The 15,575-nt window shown below is 74.1% G+C and carries 15 protein-coding genes; 8 read left to right on the top strand and 7 right to left on the bottom strand.

The annotated features are described in order from the left end of the window. Positions 1-201: 201 nt before the first annotated feature. The 4 genes from ACIP4P_RS14785 to ACIP4P_RS14770 all read left to right on the top strand — a co-directional run bounded on the left by ACIP4P_RS14785 (position 202) and on the right by ACIP4P_RS14770 (position 4,497). Entirely contained in the window at positions 202-684 is a 483-nt protein-coding gene (locus ACIP4P_RS14785) for a GNAT family N-acetyltransferase (protein ID WP_400917914.1), read from the top strand. A 127-nt stretch (positions 685-811) separates the two neighbouring features. Then, positions 812-1,798, top strand: coding sequence for a CAP domain-containing protein (locus ACIP4P_RS14780; RefSeq protein ID WP_400917912.1), 987 nt, complete (start codon positions 812-814; stop codon positions 1,796-1,798). A gap of 163 nt (positions 1,799-1,961) precedes the next feature. Beyond that, a complete protein-coding gene (locus tag ACIP4P_RS14775; protein WP_400917910.1) occupies positions 1,962-3,560 on the top strand; it encodes a sigma-70 family RNA polymerase sigma factor in 1,599 nt (532 codons plus the stop codon). Positions 3,561-3,786: 226 nt separating this feature from the next. Continuing rightward, positions 3,787-4,497, top strand: coding sequence for a hypothetical protein (locus tag ACIP4P_RS14770; RefSeq protein WP_400917908.1), 711 nt, complete (start codon positions 3,787-3,789; stop codon positions 4,495-4,497). 64 nt (positions 4,498-4,561) lie between these two features. On the opposite strand, the gene ACIP4P_RS14765 is transcribed toward ACIP4P_RS14770, so the two are convergent. Next, positions 4,562-4,798 (bottom strand): hypothetical protein, encoded by a 237-nt coding sequence (locus ACIP4P_RS14765; RefSeq protein ID WP_400917907.1) that lies wholly within the window; start codon positions 4,796-4,798, stop codon positions 4,562-4,564. A 253-nt stretch (positions 4,799-5,051) separates the two neighbouring features. Next, positions 5,052-6,587, bottom strand: a complete 1,536-nt coding sequence (locus ACIP4P_RS14760) for a M1 family metallopeptidase (RefSeq protein WP_400917906.1) — start codon at positions 6,585-6,587, stop codon at positions 5,052-5,054. 347 nt (positions 6,588-6,934) lie between these two features. On the opposite strand from ACIP4P_RS14760, the gene ACIP4P_RS14755 reads away from it, so the two are divergent. Continuing rightward, entirely contained in the window at positions 6,935-7,834 is a 900-nt protein-coding gene (locus ACIP4P_RS14755) for a carbohydrate kinase (RefSeq protein ID WP_400917904.1), read from the top strand. Between the two features lie 226 nt (positions 7,835-8,060). Here ACIP4P_RS14755 and ACIP4P_RS14750 read toward each other — a convergent pair whose 3' ends face one another. Continuing rightward, on the bottom strand, positions 8,061-8,582 hold the full coding sequence (locus tag ACIP4P_RS14750) for a GNAT family N-acetyltransferase (protein WP_400917902.1): 522 nt from the start codon (positions 8,580-8,582) through the stop codon (positions 8,061-8,063). A gap of 226 nt (positions 8,583-8,808) precedes the next feature. Between ACIP4P_RS14750 and ACIP4P_RS14745 the strand changes: the two genes are divergently transcribed. Beyond that, positions 8,809-9,753 carry a polysaccharide deacetylase family protein gene (locus ACIP4P_RS14745; protein WP_400917900.1) on the top strand — a complete coding sequence of 315 codons (945 nt, stop codon included), beginning with the start codon at positions 8,809-8,811 and terminating at the stop codon, positions 9,751-9,753. Positions 9,754-9,787: 34 nt separating this feature from the next. Here the strand turns inward: ACIP4P_RS14745 and ACIP4P_RS14740 are convergent, their stop codons facing one another. The 3 genes from ACIP4P_RS14740 to ACIP4P_RS14730 are packed head-to-tail and all read right to left on the bottom strand — an operon-like array spanning position 9,788 to position 12,453. Beyond that, positions 9,788-10,219 (bottom strand): YchJ family protein, encoded by a 432-nt coding sequence (locus ACIP4P_RS14740; protein ID WP_400917898.1) that lies wholly within the window; start codon positions 10,217-10,219, stop codon positions 9,788-9,790. Positions 10,220-10,271: 52 nt separating this feature from the next. Then, a complete protein-coding gene (locus ACIP4P_RS14735) occupies positions 10,272-11,810 on the bottom strand; it encodes an FAD-dependent monooxygenase (RefSeq protein ID WP_400917897.1) in 1,539 nt (512 codons plus the stop codon). A 31-nt stretch (positions 11,811-11,841) separates the two neighbouring features. Beyond that, entirely contained in the window at positions 11,842-12,453 is a 612-nt protein-coding gene (locus tag ACIP4P_RS14730) for a TetR family transcriptional regulator (protein WP_400917895.1), read from the bottom strand. Positions 12,454-12,655: 202 nt separating this feature from the next. On the opposite strand from ACIP4P_RS14730, the gene ACIP4P_RS14725 reads away from it, so the two are divergent. Further along, positions 12,656-13,039: a hypothetical protein gene (locus ACIP4P_RS14725; protein ID WP_350512186.1), complete on the top strand. Its 384-nt coding sequence runs from the start codon at positions 12,656-12,658 to the stop codon at positions 13,037-13,039. Between the two features lie 64 nt (positions 13,040-13,103). Here the strand turns inward: ACIP4P_RS14725 and ACIP4P_RS14720 are convergent, their stop codons facing one another. After that, a complete protein-coding gene (locus ACIP4P_RS14720; protein ID WP_350512260.1) occupies positions 13,104-14,726 on the bottom strand; it encodes a ubiquinol-cytochrome c reductase cytochrome b subunit in 1,623 nt (540 codons plus the stop codon). Between the two features lie 410 nt (positions 14,727-15,136). Here ACIP4P_RS14720 and ACIP4P_RS14715 point away from each other — a divergent pair, with 410 nt between their 5' ends. After that, positions 15,137-15,463 carry a hypothetical protein gene (locus ACIP4P_RS14715; RefSeq protein WP_350512185.1) on the top strand — a complete coding sequence of 109 codons (327 nt, stop codon included), beginning with the start codon at positions 15,137-15,139 and terminating at the stop codon, positions 15,461-15,463. Positions 15,464-15,575 lie beyond the last annotated feature (112 nt).

Below are 15,575 nucleotides of genomic sequence, written 5' to 3'. Positions count from 1 at the left end.
CCGTTCCGTGCCGTCGAGGTGACCCACCGTAGGCGATGGGTTACGGCGAAGGGCCATGCGGGGGGCCATATTTCACCCTTCCGGGGCACCGACGGAATGGAGCGCGGGGCGGGCGGTGTTGGCCGCGGTGGAGATCGGCGGGGCACCGGTGGTCCGTCATGCTGGGTCGGCCCGCCCGTTGGACCGTACGAGGAGACCGAGTTGAGCAGCACCGCAGCCGTGCACCCCTGGACCGTCGGCGCCCCGGAGGCCGGTGACTATCCGCGTTGGCGTGAACTCTTCCGCGGGTACTGCGAGTTCTACCGGGTGCCGATGCCGGAGGAGAAGGCCGAGCTGGTGTGGTCCTGGCTCAACGACCCGGCGCACGAGCTGGAGGGCCTGCTGGTCCGGGACGCCGACGGGACGCCGGTCGGGCTGGCGCACTTCCGGCCGTTCTCCCGGCCGCTGCACGGCGCGGTCGGCGGGTTCCTGGACGACCTGTTCGTGGCGCCCGGGGTGCGCGGCGGCGGGGCGGTGGACCTGCTGCTGGCCCGGCTGCGGGAGATCGCCGCCGAGCGGGGCTGGAACACCGTGCGCTGGATCACGGCGGACGACAACCACCGGGCGCGCAGCAAGTACGACCAGGTCGCCACCCGGACGATGTTCGTCACCTACGACATGGCCCCGGGGAACGGCGTCGGGTGAACCCGTGACCGGGCCGCCGGATCCTCGTTCGGATCTTCGTACGGACTTTCTGTTATCGACGCTCCGCCGGAGGGTCTCCCAGGTGTCGGCACCCGATCAGCCGGCCCGGACAGAAAGCAGTGGCCACGTGAACAGCGACGACAGGACGACCATCATCCCGGTGACCGGCGGCGGGAGCGGCGGTCGCGGCCGCCCGGGTGGCCGGGCCGCGCGGCGGGCCGCCCAGCGTCATGCCGACCGCGGCCACGGCCGTCGGAGGCGCGGGCGCGGCGGGTTCGTGCCGGTGACCGCGGTCGTCGCCGCCGTGGCCGGGACGGGCCTGATCGCCGCGCTGGCCGGGGCGGGGTACGCGGCGTTCGGCGGCGGGCAGGCGGACCGGGACCTCGCCGGGCAGGCGGTCGCGGCCGACTCGCTGATCGCCGCCGAGGTCGGGACGCACGACGGCATCCAGGTGCCGGGCGCCGGGGGAGCGGGCCCGGCGGGTGCCGAACCGCCCTCGGGCAGCCCGACCGCGACCGACCCGTCGGCCACCCCGAGCCCGACGGCCACCGCGACCGCCACGGCCTCGCCGACGGCCCAGCCCACCCCGACGGCGACCGCGACGGCCCGTCCCACCGCCACCGCCAAGGCGAGCCCGACGGCCACCCGCCCGGCCGCGAACGGCACTTCGGTGGCCGCCCAGCGGGCCGCCGCCGCACCCGCCGCCGCGCCGGCCGGCGGTGGCGCCGCCCCGGGGTACGCGCAGCAGGTCGTCGACCTGGTCAACGTCGAACGCGCCAAGGCCGGGTGCGGCCCGGTCAGCGCCGAGCCCCGACTGGCCAGTGCGGCCCAGTCGCACAGCGACGACATGGCCGACCGCAACTACTTCGACCACGCCAGCCCGGAGGGCTACCACGCGGACCACCGGATCGAGGCCACCGGCTACCGCTGGAGCACCTGGGGCGAGAACATCGCCCGGGGCCAGAAGGACCCGGCGGCGGTGATGGACGCCTGGATGAACAGCCCGGGCCACCGCGCCAACATCCTGAACTGCGCGTTCAAGCAGCTCGGGGTGGGCGTGCGGACCGGCACCGACGGCCCGTGGTGGACCCAGGTGTTCGCGGCCCCGGCGTGATCCGGCCCGTCCCGGCCTGATCCGGTCGCTCCGGGCGGGCTCGATGCCACCCCCGGGCGGTCCGATTTTCCGATTCCGCGCACATTGTTGTTATCTGATCACTCCCCGCAGGTCTCCGAGGAGGCAGCGGCGGACGGACAGACGGCAAGACGGAGTGCGGACCATGAACGCTGATGTGCAGAACAGGACCGGGACGACCCTGGTACGCGCGGCACAGGCAGGTGACCGGCAGGCCCAGGAGGCCCTGGTCGCCGCCTGGCTGCCGCTCGTCTACAACGTGGCCGGCCGCGCCCTGGGCGGCCACGCCGATGTGGACGACGTCGCCCAGGAGACCATGATCCGCGCCCTGGACGGCCTGGACGGGCTCCGCGACCCGGAGTCCTTCCGGTCCTGGCTGGTCGCCATCACCATGAACCAGGTCCGTCGCCGTCATGCCGCCGGACAGCAGCAGCCCACCGTCGGCGGCCTGGACGAGACCTGGGAAGTCCCCGACCCCCGGGCCGACTTCACCGATCTGACCATCCTGCGGCTGGGCCTGTCCGGCCAGCGGCGGGAAGTCGCCGAGGCCACCCGCTGGCTGGATCCGGACGACCGCGAACTGCTCGCCCTGTGGTGGCTGGAGGCGAGCGGCGAGCTCAGCCGCGCCGAGCTCGCCGAGGCCCTCGACCTGACCCAGGCGCACGCCGCCGTCCGGGTCCAGCGGATGAAGAAGCAGCTGGAGGCCGGCCGGGTCGTGGTCCGCGCCCTCGGCGCCTATCCGCGCTGCCCCCAACTCGTCGAGGTCACCGCCGGGTTCGACGGGACCCCGAACTCGGTCTGGCGCAAGCGGATCGCCCGGCACATCCGTGGCTGCGCCGACTGCGACGGCCTGGGCCGCGACCTCTTCCCCGCCGAGGGACTGCTGGCGGGCCTCGCCATGGTGCCGCTCCCGTCGGCCTCGCCCACCCTGCTGCACCTCCACCACACGGCGGCCACCGCCGCGACCGCCGGGCATGCGACGGCCGCCGGGAGCGGCGCAGGGGCAGGGGCAGGTGCGGGCACGGGCACGGGCACGGGTACCGGCGCGGCCACCGGCTCCGGCGCGCACGGCGGTTGGGTCGGCACCGCCGCCCGCAAGGCCGTCCTGGCGAGCGGCGCGGCCGCCGCGGTGGCCGTCACCACCCTCGCCCTGGTCTGGCCCCAGCAGAGCGAGCCGCCGAGCACCGCGGCGCCCGAACCCACCGTCCCGGCCGCGGCCCCGGACACCGCGGCGGCCGCCCCCGCGACCCCGTCGGCCACCCCCAGCGCCACGCCCACCCCGACGCCGACCCCCAGCGCGACCCCGACCCCGACGCCCTCGCCCACCGCCGCCCGGTCGACCGCCGCCGCGCCGCTGCCCAACCCGGAGCGGCAGTTGGTGGACCTGGTCAACGCCGAACGCGCCAAGGCGGGTTGTGCCCCGCTGCGGATCGACCCCCGGCTGCACGGCACGGCCCAGAAGCACGCCGACGACATGGCGGCCCGCGGCTTCTTCGACCACGTCAACCCCGACGGCCTGCGCCCCGACGCCCGGATCACCGCGGCCGGCTACCGCTGGTCGCAGTGGGGCGAGAACCTCGACCGGGGTCCGACCACGGCGGCGAGCGTCTTCGCCCGCTGGATGGACGGCGGCATCCACCAGTCCAACATGCTCGACTGCGGCTTCAAGGACATCGGCGTCGGCGTGGCCGCCGGCCCGGCCGGCCCCCTCTGGACCCAGGACCTCGGCGCCCCGATGCCCTGACCGTCCCCGTAGTCCCTTCCGTCCCAACCGTCCTGACGGGTCGTCAGTCGGGCCCGGTCCGCTTCCGCGACCGGGCCCGGAGTGCGTTTCCGGCCATCTTCTGTCATGCCCATGCTAGACACTTTGGATCGTTCCAATTATTGCTAAGGTCGCACCAGTTCCACCACCGGGCGTTCACACGACCACCGTGCGGACGCGAAGGACCTGTTGATGGGAATGGTGTGAAGTGAACGAACTGCATCACCGACTGCCGGACCGTTCGCCCTGGGCGACCCTCCGGGGTCGACTCGTCGCCGCGCTGGGGGTGGTCGCACTGATCGCGGCCGTCCTCACCGGCGCCGCCGCCGGCACCGCCTCCGCCGCACCCGCCGCGGCCGGGACCGGTTGGGTCTGCAGCAACACGAACGTGCCCCCGGGCTACGTCCTCACCAACCACACGAACAACGGGTGCGGCGGCGCGGGCATGTGGTTCCAGCAGCCGGTGCAGAACGGCATCTGGACCTGTGCCACCTCGCCGATCCCGCCCGGCTACGTCATCACCGGCCACCGTCCGACCGCCTGTGACGGCTTCAACTCCTGGTACCTGCAGCTGCCCGTGGACGGGCTGTGGACCTGCGGCACCTCGCCGATCCCGCCCGGTTACGTCATCACCGGCCACCTGAACAACGGCATGGGCTGTCAGAACATCGACGCCTGGTTCATGCAGCTGGCCAAGGACGGCCTGTGGACCTGCGGCGGTTCGCCGATCCCGTCCGGCTACGTGGTCACCGGCCGGAACATCAACGGCTGCGGGGGCGTCGGCGCCTGGTACCAGGTGGTGGCCAGGCCCGGAACGCTGGTCTGCGGGGGGTACGCGGTGCCGCCGGGCTACCGCCTCGGCAACTTCAACGCCGCCGGGTGCACCGGTATGGGCGGCTGGTACCTGGTCCGCACCTGAGCCGACCGGGGTTCGGGGAGGGGCACCGCGAGCCCTCCCCGAACCCCGGGGTGCTGCCGAGGCGCTACGCCGGTGTGACCGGGACCAGGCCGTCCGCCGAGCCCGTGACGTACCCGGTGGCCTGCCCGACCACGCCGCCCGCGTCCCCGACCTGCCCGGGCACCGCGCCCGGCGCGGTGGTCAGCGGACCGGGCGTCCCGTCCTGGCCGCCGACGGCACTGGCGTGCGCACTCGGCGCGGTGAGCGAGGCCACCACACCCACGGCGAGCGAGGCGACGGCGAGAAAGCTGCGCTTCTTCATGGCCGGTCCAACGACCGTGCGCCACAAGGGTTACGGGCCGCCGGGGGATCCGCGACGGCCCGGGGAGAGCCTGGACGGCCCGCGTGCCGGCCGGGGCTAGGCCGGGCGGCAGGCGGGCCGTGGGGACCACCATGGCCCGTGCACTCCCGGAGGGCCAGGGGCGCACGGGGGCGCCCGGACGCGTGAGGTGGCGCGCTCCGGTGGGCGAACGGCGGCAGACCGTCCGAAAACCGACCGGAGCGCGCGAACGCGCTCAGATCGTCCCGGTGCCCTCCGACGCCCCGCGCCCCTCCGCCCGCGCCCCGTCGGCGAAAGCGGCCGACGGAGTGGCCGACGGAGCGGTCGGCACCGGCGTCACCGTCCAGTCCGGGTGCCCCGGCATCGGCGGGGTGCTCCGCCCGTACAGCCAGTCGTCCAGGAAGCCACCGAGGTCCTGCCCGGACACCTCGGAGGCGGTGCGCACGTAGTCCCGGGTGGTCGCGTTGCCGTGCCGGTGCTCGCGCAGGAAGGTGCGCTCGATCCGGTCGAAGGTGTCGGCGCCGACCTTCTCCCGCAGCGCGTAGAGCACCAGGGCGCCGCCGGTGTAGCGCTGGTCGTCGAACAGGGTGGCGGCGGTGGGGGAGGCGACCGGGCCGGAGTCGTGCCGCCACTGGTCGCCGAGGCCGTAGATCCGGCGCATCCGGGCGACCAGGGTGGTGTCGCCCCAGGCGTCCGGCCAGCCGCGTTCGTAGCGGTAGGTGAGACCGTAGAAGTCCGCGTGGCCCTCGTTCAGCCAGAGGTCGGCCCAGGTGGCGGGGGTGACGCTGTCGCCGAACCAGGAGTGCACCAGCTCGTGCATCATGTGCGAGCCGATCTTCGGCTCGGCCTGGCGCAGGAAGTTCGGCTTGTAGAGGGTGAGGGTCTGGGTCTCCAGCCCGGTGAACCCGAAGGCCGCCGGATCGTCGGTGTCGGCCGGGAGGATGCCGTAGGACTCGAACGGGAACGGCCCCAAGTGCCGCTCGGCCCACTCGACCTGGCCGGCGGTGAGGTCGAGGGCCGGGGCGAGGTCGGCGACCCGCGCGGTCGGGACGACGTCGCGCAGCGGCAGCCCGTGCGGGCCGGGGCGCTCGCGCACGGTGTAGTCGCCGACCGAGACCTGGACGAGCTCGGTGGCCATCGGCTCGCGGGAGGCGTACCGCCGGGTGGTGCGGCCGTCGCCGAGCGGCTCGGTCGCCGTCAACTCGCCGTTGGCGACGCCCCGCAGGGCGTCCGGCGCGGTCACCGCGACGGTGAAGCGGGCCTTGTCGCCCGGGTGGTCGTTGCAGGGGAAGACGGTGTGGGCGCTCGCGGGCTGGCCGGCCACCGCGAAGCCGTTCGGGGTCGGCACCCAGCCGGTGTGCGGCAGCGCGGCGCGCGGGTCGGCGGAGTACTCGACGGTCAGCCGCGCGGTGGCGCCCCGGTGCAGCGGCCGCGCCGGGGTGACGGTCAGCTTCTCGTCGTGGGTGGCGAACCGGGCCGGGCGCCCGTCGACCCGGACGGAGCGGACGTTCAGCCCGAGCGCGTCCAGCGACAGCTCGGCGAGGTTCCGGGTGGGCCGGGCGGTGATCACCGCGGTGGCGTCCACGGTCCGGGTGTCGGCCCGGTAGTCGAAGGACAGGTCGTAGGCGAGGGCGCGGTACCCGGTGTTGCCGAGCGTGGGGAAGACCGGATCGCCCAGCCCGTCGGAGGCGTTGGCCGGCGGAGCACTGGCGGACAGCAGCGCCGCGCTGAGCACGAGCGCCGGGACGAGGGCGGTGCGGGGCCTCGACAAGGGAGATCACCACTTCCAGGGGCCGGGACCCGGAATCCCGGGAGGGCGGGAGGCGGTGCGTGGGCGACGCACCGGGCACGGATGCTAGTGGACCGTCAGCTCCCACCGCCGGTGAACGGCTCGGACCGTGCCGACACGCGGACGTCCCCCGGACGGCCCACGGTGCTGGCGGCGCTCCCGGGCCGGGGCTAACGTTCGAAGTGCTCCGCCCCCTGACGGACGGGGCCACGGCCGTCGGAGAACCTGGCCAGGTCCGGCGGCCGTACTCATGCGCCCTGACGGTTCGCGGGCGCCGCCGCGTAGGCTGACCCGGACGACGCCCGCGAACCGGATGCCAGGAGCCCGCCGTGACCAGCCCCGCCGCACCCCTCCTGGTGATCGGCGAGTGCGTCGCCGACATCGTCCGCACCGACGGCGCCCCCGACCGGGTCCACCCCGGCGGCAGTCCGGCCAACGTCGCGTACGGCCTGGCCCGGCTGGGCCGGCCGGCGGTGCTGCTCACCGAGCTGGGGCCGGACGCCAACGGACGGCTGATCCGTGACCACCTGGAGTCCGCCGGGGTGGAGGTCCGGGCCGCCGCCGTGGCGCGGACGCCCTCGGCGCTGGTGCGGTTGGACGGGCAGGGGCGGGCCGAGTACACCTTCGACATCGGCTGGACCCTGCCGCCGACCGACCTGCCGGCCGCCCCCGCCGCGATCCACCTCGGCTCGATCGGCGCGGTCACCGAACCGGGGGCCGCCGCGGTGCTCGCCCTGGTGGAGCGCTGGCGCGGGCGGGCGCGGGTCAGCTACGACCCCAATGTGCGTCCCGCGCTGATGGGCGAGCGGGCGGCGGCCGTCCGCCGGGTCGAGCGCTGCGTCGCGCTGAGCGACCTGGTCAAGGCGAGCGACGAGGACCTGGACTGGCTCTACCCGGGCGAGCCCGTCGAGGCGGTCGCCGAGCGCTGGCTCACCCTCGGCCCGAGCACGGTCGCCGTCACCCTCGGTGCGGCGGGCGCCTTCGCGCTCACCGCGGACGGCCGGCGGGAGCGGGTGGCGGCCGTCCCGGTCCGGGTCGCGGACACCGTCGGCGCCGGGGACTCCTTCATGGCCGCCCTGCTGGACGCCCGGAGCCGCGGCGCCGGGCTCGCCGAGGGCCTCACCCGGGCCGTGACCGCCGCCGCGCTGACCGTCTCCCGCCCCGGCGCCGCCCCGCCCTCGGCCGCCGAACTGGCCGAGGCCGTCGAGCGCCGGGCGGCGGCTTCCTAAGGCGTGTCTGACAATTCCCGCCGGGCGCGCGGCGTCGGGGCACGCACCTCGCCGCGTTGTCGTCGGTCGCCAATGGCCCCCAGCCTTCGGCCGGGAGGTGCCCCCACCGCATGGACTCCCTCCTCCGCCTTGCGATGCACGCACCCCGACGCCGCGCGCTGATCCGACGCGAATTGTCAGACACGCCCTAGGCCTCAAGTCGCCAGGGCCTCAGTTCGCCAGGGCCTCAACTCGCCTGCTGGGGAACCTCGGTGAGGTCCTTGCCGTACCAGACCTCGGAGTAGGGCCCGGTGTCGCCGTAGGCCGGGATCTCCCGGTAGCCGTGGCGCAGGTAGAGGGCGCGGGCCTCGACCAGGTCGAGCCGGGTGTCGAGGACGATCCGCTCGGCGCCCAGGGTGCGGGCGGCCCGGTCGACGGCGGCGAGCAGTCGGGCGCCGCCGCCGGTGCCGCGCAGGCCGGGGCGGACGAAGACCCGGGTGAGTTCGACGGTGGTGGCGTCGTAGCGGCGCAGACCGGCGCAGGACTGGGCGGCGCCCTCGTACCGGCCGAGCAGGAAGAGACCGGTGGGGGCGGCCAGGTCGTCACTGCGGGACTCGGCGAGACCGGACTCCAGCTCCTCCGGGGTGCCCTCCCGGCCCAGGTGGAGGCGGTAGTAGCGGTTGGCCACGTCGTAGTAGTACTCACGCAGCAGCTCCGTGGCCTCGGCGGAGGTCACGTCGGCCGTGGTGATGGTCCAGAGGTCGGTCATGCGCGCATGATCCTTTTCCGGTGGCCGTGGCCGCAAAGGGTTTTCGGGCCGGGCGCCGGGGCGCGCCCCGTGGGGGGCGGCCGCGCGCGGCGGGTTCGGCAAAGGAACGGCAAGGCGGGCGGCGTGCCGTTGCCCCGGGTGGGTGACGGGGGGATTGACGGGGGTCCCCGGCGGGGGAGCAGTAGCAGCTATGAACGGACCATCAGTTTGTCGCACTAGCCCTGGTTTGAGGGGAAGTCAGCAGCGGCGCGGCGCCCGCACCGGCCTGCTGGCCACCGTCTGCCTCACCGCGGTGCTCGCCGGCTGCGCCGGACCCGCCGCCCAACCGAAGCCCGCCCCCGCCGCCGGAGCCGCCGGCAAGGTCGGCGCGGCGCCCGAGGCCGCTCCGCTGCTGCTCCCCGGGCTGGCCCGCCAGGAGGAGGAGGGCGGCAACGCGGCGGAGGCCCGCCAGGCCGACGCGGCCGGCGCCGCCCTGGCGGCCGCGCAGCACTGGGGCCTGGACCGCCCGCCGCTGAAGGCCCCGCCCCGCCCGGCCACCCGGGCCGCCCTCACCCCGGTGCAGGGCGTCAAGCTGAAGGACGGCCGCCCGCCCGTGGTGTTCCGGGTGCCGACCGAGGACAAGGTGGTCTTCCTGACCGTCGACGACGGCTACGAGAAGGACCCGGAGTTCTCCAAGATGGCCGCCGAGCTGGGGATCCCGCTCAGCGCCTTCCTCTCCGACTACCTCGTCCGCGACAACTACGGCTACTACCGGGACCTGCACAAGCAGGGCGTGGAGATCAACAACCACACGATCAACCACCGCAACCTCAAGGTCCTCGACTACGAGACCCAGCGCCAGGAGATCTGCAACCAGCAGGACCAGCTGGAGCAGCAGATCGGCGTCCGCCCCCGGCTCTTCCGGCCCCCGTACGGCGAGTACAACGACGACACCCTGCGCGCGGCCGCCTCCTGCGGGGTGCAGGCGGTGCCGCTGTGGAACGAGGAGGCCTTCCCGGACCACATGGAGTGGCGCTACGACGACCGGAAGCTGCACCCGGGCGACATCATCCTCACCCACTTCAGGGGCGTCTCCGACTGGAAGGCCACCATGCCGGACCTGCTGCGCAAGGTGGTCAACGACGTCACCGCGGCCGGCTTCTCGCTCGGCCGCCTGGACGACTACCTGTAGCCGGGGAGCTCAGGGGGGAGCTCCGGGGGGGGGCTCAGCCGAGCGAGAGGGCGTCCAGGTACACCCAGGCGCCCTCGTGCCGGACGAACCGGCTGTGCTCGCTGAGCACGCCCTGCTCGCCGCCCTCGGTCCAGTGCGCCCGGAAGGCCACGGTGCCCTCGGCGTGGAAGGCGCCGCCCTCGCTGGTGGAGACCACCTCCAGCGCGGTCCAGCGCAGCGCGGGGTCGAAGTCGACCTCGGCCGGCCGGGTGTCCGGGTGCCAGGTGCGCAGCAGGTAGGCCTCGTCCTGGGCGGCGAAGGCGCTGAACCGGGAGCGCATCAGCGACTCGGCGGTGGTGGCCTGCGCCTGGCCGCGGTGCAGTCGGCCGCAGCAGTCGCCGTACCCGGCGGGCAGGCCGCACGGGCACGGGGAGGACGGCAGCAGCCGGGGAGCGGCGGGGCGGGGCTCGGAACGACGTCGGGACATGCCGTCCATTGTCCCCCACGGCTCCCGGGCGTCCGCGGCCGGGCGCGGACGCTCAGCCGAGGGGCTCGCCGAACCAGGTGCGCAGCGCCCGGTCCAGTCCCTCCCGGTCGGCCCGGTCGGGGGTGCAGGCCCAGGCCACGTACCCGTCGGGGCGCAGCAGCAGCGCGCCGGCCGGTCCCGCCGGTCCCGCCGGCTCGGCGGTGATCGCGTCGATCCGGTCCTTCCAGGGCTCGGCCAGGTCCGCGAGGCCGAGACCGCCGCCGGTCAGGTCGAGCAGCAACGGCCGCCCGGTGCGGGCGAGTTCGGCCAGCCGGGAGTCGCCGAGGTCGAGCTCCGGGGCGAAGCCCCCGGCGAGCGGGTGGGGGCAGCCGGTGTCGTGGCGGACGTCGCTGCCGGCCATCAGGGCGCCGATCCGGGCCAGGTTGTCGTCGTGGGCGAGCAGTTCGCCGACCAGGGCGCGCAGCGCGGTGACGGCCGGGCCGGGGGACATCAGGGCGGTCTGCGCCTGGGAGTGCATGAACACCCGCTCGCCGACCGGGCGGCGTTCCTGCTGGTAGCTGTCCAGCAGTCCGGGCGGGGCCCAGCCGTGGACCTCGGCGGCGAGCTTCCAGCCGAGGTTGACGGCGTCCTGGAGGCCGAGGTTGAGGCCGGGGCCGCCGGTGGCGGAGTGCACGTGGGCGGCGTCGCCGACCAGCAGGACGCGGCCGTCGCGGTAGCGCTCGGCGAGCCGGGTGTTGTGGCCGACGGTGCGTCGCGGGGTGTACCGGCCGGGGGTGGCGGCCGGGGCGAGTTCGAGGTCGGCGCCGGTGACCCGGTGGATGCTGGCGCGCAGCTCGTCCAGGGTGAGCGGGGACTGCGGGTCCACCGGCGGTCCGCCCCACTCCATGGTGGCGATCATGACGGTCGCCGGGTCGAGCGGCGCGAGGACGAAGACGCCGTGGTCGGTGCGGGTGTGGGTGTACGGGTGGAACGGGGTGGGGCAGCCGGGCAGCAGGTAGGCCCCGTTCTCCGTGCCGCGGATCCCCTCGGGCGGCAGCACGTGGGCGACCCGGGAGACCGGGTCGGTCGAGGTGACGCCGGGGAAGCCGATCCCGGCGAGCTTGCGGACGGTGCTGCGGCCGCCGTCCGCGCCGACCAGGTAGCGGGTGCGCAGCCGCTCGGCGCCGTCGGGGCCGTGGAGGTCGACGGTCACCCCGGTCCCGTCCTGGGTGAAGCCGGTGAGTTCGTGGCCGCGGCGTACGGTGACGCCCAGTTCGCGGGCGCGCTCCTCCAGCACCTCCTCGATCCGGTGCTGGGGCACCGGCAGGGCGTGCAGCGGGTTGGCGTCGAGCCGGTGCAGTTCCAGCGGGAAGGCGGCGAACGCGAAGCGGGGCACGGGCTGCGGCGCGCCCGGGGCGCCGCCGAGCGGCTGGTGCAGGCCGCGGTGGTCGAGCAGCCGGACCACCTGGCCGACCAGCCCGTTGGCCTTCTGCTCGCCCGAGCGCGCGGGCAGTCGGTCCAGCACCACGGGCCGCACCCCGGCCAGTGCCAGTTCGCAGGCCAGGAACAGCCCGACCGGGCCGGCGCCGGCGACGACGACGTCGTTGGTCATCTCGAAATCCCCCTCTGAGACGGTTGGTGGATCAGCGCGACGGGTCGGGCAGCCCGGCGGCCACTTGGCGCAGTGCCTCGGCGAACACCGCCTTGAAGGGCAGCGCGGGATCGGCGCCCAGGTAGTGCTCGTTGGCGACCTGCAGCGCGGAGAGCGCGGTGGCGGCGACCAGTCGCGGGTAGAGGTCCCGGTCCGGGTCGGTGCCGGTCCGGGCGGCCACCGCCGCGATGAGCTCGGTGCGGGTGTCCGCGCTGCCCCGCACCAGTTCGGCCTGGAGCGAGGGTTCGCGGAGCAGCAGCCGTACGGCGGCGACCCAGTGCGGATCGGGTGCCTGGTCGGCGCCGTCGAAGGGCTCGACCAGCGACTGGGTCAGTGCCTCCCAGAGCGGTTCCTCCGCGGGCCGGGCCCGCAGGGCCTCGGCGGCCCGGAGGATCCGGTGGCGGTGCCGGAAGACGATCGCCTCGGCCTTGCTGGAGAAGTAGTTGTTGTAGGTGCGTGGGGACACCCCGGCCGCGGCCGCGATGTCCTCCACCCGGACGTTCTCCAGGCCCCGTTCCACGGCGAGCCGCAGTGCCGCCCAGCTGAGCGCCTCCCGGGTCTCGGCCTTCTTCCGTTCCCGCAGCCCGGGCTGCCCGTTCGTCATGGCACCACTCTTCAGGAAAGGTGCGTGTCGCGCAATAGTGCGTGGCACGCAAGTTTCTCCGGGGCTTCCGGGGCTGGGCGAGCCGCCCCCCACCTGCGGTTCGTCGCTGGTAGTAGTTGCGTGCTCGCGGAGCGAAGCGCCGTAGGAGCCCGTTCCGGCAGGAATTCCGGCGGGACGGCCCGACAGGAACTGAGGAGCGGTCATGGGTGGCAGACAGCGTCCGCCGCGGGCACGGACCCCGCGCCGGAACGGCCGGGTGAACCCCCGGGTGGAGATCGCCCGGATCGAGGGCTTCCTGGCCTGGGAGGCGGAGGTCGCGGCGGCCGGCCGGGACGCCCGGGCCTTCGCCGCGCAGTTCCCGTGGCTGCCGGAGGCGGAGCGGGAGAGCCTCGAACAGGCCTACGCCGCCGACCGGTTGCGCTACGCCGAGGAGGTCGTGGACCGCGCCGTCGAGCGCTGCCGCCGGCTGGCCGCCCGCTACCGCGCCGAATGCCGTCGGATCTGCACCCGCTGGGCGGCGCTCTGCCTCTCCGTCACCGTGGCGGCGGCGCTGTTCGCCGTCGTCCCGGCGGCCCTGCGGGGCTGACCGCGCACGAGGAGGGCCCGCTGTGCCGTCGCCGGCGCAGCGGGCCCTCCTCGTACCGGGGGGATCAGTGGTGGCCGTGGCCGCTGGTGATCTCCTCGTGCTCCTCGACGGTGGGCTTGGCGATCTGACTGCCCTCGCCGTAGAAGCCGCGGGACAGCTTGGCCCGGGTGCGGGTCCACAGTCCGGCCCTGCGGGCCACGCCGTTCTCGTCCACCTCGGGCTCCAGCTCGACCGGCTCGGGCTGCTCGTGCGCGGTGAGGGTGTACAGCCGGCCCTGCGGCAGCGGCGCGTGGACCTCGACGAACTCGCCGTGCTGCAGCCGGTTGATGACGCCGGTCTCCCGGCCGTGCAGCACCTTCTCCTTGTCCCGGCGCTGCAGGCCCAGGCACCAGCGCTTGGTGATCACGAAGACCACCACCGGGACGGCGAAGAACCCGGCCCGCACCGCGTAGGTGATCGCGTTGATCGACAGGTGGAAGTGGGTCGCCAGCAGGTCGTTGCCGCCGCCGGCCAGCAGGATCAGGTAGAGGCCCATCCAGGCCGCGCCGAACGCGGTGCGGACCGGGTGGTTGCGCGGACGGTCGGCGATGTGGTGCTCGCCGCGGTCCCCGGTGACCCAGGCCTCCAGGAACGGCCAGCACCAGATGGCCAGCAGCACGCTCGGGAAGACCACCAGCGGGATGAACACCCCGAGGTTCAGGGTGTGGCCGCCCCAGACGCTGATCTCCCAGCCGGGCATCACCCGGACCAGGCCCTCGGAGAAGCCCATGTACCAGTCGGGTTGGGCGTCCGTGGACACCTGGTCCGGCCGGTACGGACCGTACGCCCAGATCGGGTTGATGGTGGCGATCGCCGACATGACCGAGACGATGCCGAAGACCAGGAAGAAGAAGCCGCCGGCCTTGCCCATGTAGACCGGCATCAGCGGCATGCCGACCACGTTGTCGTTGGTGCGGCCGGGCCCGGCGAACTGGGTGTGCTTGTGGTAGAAGACCAGGATCAGGTGCGCCGCGAGCAGGCCCACCATGATGCCCGGGATCAGCAGGATGTGGACGGTGAACAGCCGCGGGATGATGTCGGTGCCCGGGAACTCGCCGCCGAAGATGAAGAACTGCAGGTACGTGCCGACGATCGGGATGGACAGGATCGCGCCCTGCATGAAGCGGATGCCGGTGCCGGAGAGCAGGTCGTCCGGCAGCGAGTAGCCCATGAAGCCGTCGAACATGCCGAGGAACAGCAGCAGCGCGCCGAAGACCCAGTTGATCTCGCGGGGCTTGCGGAACGCGCCGGTGAAGAACACCCGCAGCATGTGGGTCAGCATCGAGGCGATGAAGACCACGGCCGCCCAGTGGTGGATCTGGCGCATCAGCAGGCCGCCGCGGACCTCGAAGCTGATGTTGATGGTCGAGGCGTAGGCCTCGGACATCCGGATGCCCTTGAGCGGGACGAACTGTCCGTCGTAGACGACCTCGCCCATGCTCGGGTTGAAGAAGAGGGTCAGCCAGACGCCGGTCAGGATGATGATGACGAAGGTGTAGAGCGCGATCTCGCCCAGCATGAAGGACCAGTGGTCCGGGAAGATCTTGCGCAGGTTGGCCTTGGCGAGGGAGTAGATGCCGAGCCGGCCGTCGGCCCAGTCGGCGAGGGCTTCGGCCTGGTTGGCCGGCTTGGCGCGGGTGCTGGTCACCGGTCCCGGCTGCGACTGCTGGTCGGTTCTCACGACGGGCTCCCCGGCTTTCCAGGCGTGCCGGGGCGGAGGCCCGCCGGCGGGAACGCCGGCCGGCGAAGTGTTGTGATCATGGGACCTCTCGATACGGGCCCGCCGGGCGGACCGGCGCGCGGACCTGGGCGGTTCACTGGGCCCGTTGCTCAGGGTGATGGAGCGCTTACTCTGTCATGCTGTCGGCAGGGGGCCGACTGTGCACGTCCATCGGGCCGTCCGGCCGTGCGTGTCGGGCCGGACGGGGGTCACTGACGCCCGATCGGCTGGCCGCCGGTCGGGGTGGGGCGGGGGTGATGCTGCGCTCGGGTGCAGCTGAAGCGTTTCGGCGCGCGCCGCGTCCGGGAGCCGTACGGGCCCGGGCCTACGCTGCGCCAATGGTGGATCACCGTGAACTCTTCGAGGACGTCACCGAGGCCCTGGCCCACGCCGGGTTCCGCACCGCGCCGGGCGCCTCGCCGCTGTCGATCGACCGTCACCCCGAGGGCGTGGTGGTCGGTTGGAGCCCGGGAGCGGAGGCGGCCGGGCCGCCGTCCGGTCCGGCCCGGGCGGCGGTGAGCGGGGCGGCCGCGCTGGTCCTGCGGGAGCGGGGCCTCCTGGTCACCGAGACGGAGGAGGGGGAACTGCTGGTGCGCTGCGCCGAACCGGTGACGGTCCCTCCGGAGCCGGATCCCGGGGCGGCGCCCGAGCAGTGGTGGGGGTGACGCAGGTCTCCTTCCGGGGGTGGCGTGCGCGGAGTTGGTTATCGCATGGGTGTTCCCATACCGAACCCTTACCTGAAGCGGGGGTGCGGTTGACCTGCGCGGCTCTAAGGTT

The sequence above is a fragment of the Kitasatospora sp. NPDC089509 genome (assembly GCF_044749365.1).
Lineage (GTDB): Bacteria > Actinomycetota > Actinomycetes > Streptomycetales > Streptomycetaceae > Kitasatospora.
Note: the sequence above shows the minus strand (reverse complement) of the source record. Positions and strands in the feature narration are given on the sequence as shown.